Annotated in this window: 2 pseudogenes; both read left to right on the forward strand. The window is 72.2% G+C overall.

Annotated features, from left to right (window positions below):
* Positions 1-365 (forward strand): annotated as a pseudogene (locus tag KUM32_RS41320) (sugar ABC transporter substrate-binding protein); the annotation flags it as partial.
* A gap of 101 nt (positions 366-466) precedes the next feature.
* Positions 467-651, forward strand: a pseudogene (locus KUM32_RS45150) (glycosyl transferase); the annotation flags it as partial.

The raw sequence follows: 651 nt of genomic DNA on the forward strand, positions 1-651 counted from the left end.
CGCAGACGCTGTCGATCGCGGCGGACTGCCGCCGCAAGGACGAGGCGATGGCCTTCGTCGAGTTCCTGTTGCGGCCCGCGAACATGGTGCGGCTGGCCCGTGGCGACTGGCTGCTGCCCACCGGCACCGCCGCCCTGGCCGACCCGGCGCTGCGTACCCCGCGGCACGGCTGGGCCACCGGCACCGCGCTCGCCGGCCACCTGCGCCCGGCGCCCGCCCAGTCCGTGCGCGGCTACCCGGAGTGGAAGGACAAGGTGGCCACGCCCGCCTTCCAGGAGTTCTACAGCGGTGCGATCGACGACGGCGAGCTGCGGGACCGGCTGGTCTCCGACGGCAACCTGGTCCTCGCGCGCTACCAGCGCTGAGCGCCACCGGCCGGGGGGCTCGGCGGGGCTGCCGGGCTCGCATCCGTCGAGCCCCCAGCCGCCTTGCCCCGAGCCGCTGGGCCCTCACCCGTCGAAACCCGATACCACGAACCCGAAACCCCGAACCCGAGCCGCCGTCTCGCGACCCAGGGAGATGGACGAGACGTATCGTCTTGCACGAGACGTATCGTCTCGCGTACAGTCCCGATCATGACGACAACCGAACGCGCCCACATCGCCATGTTCAGCATCGCGGCCCACGGGCACGTCAACCCCAGCCTTGAGG

Source organism: Streptomyces sp. AC627_RSS907, assembly GCF_019049165.1.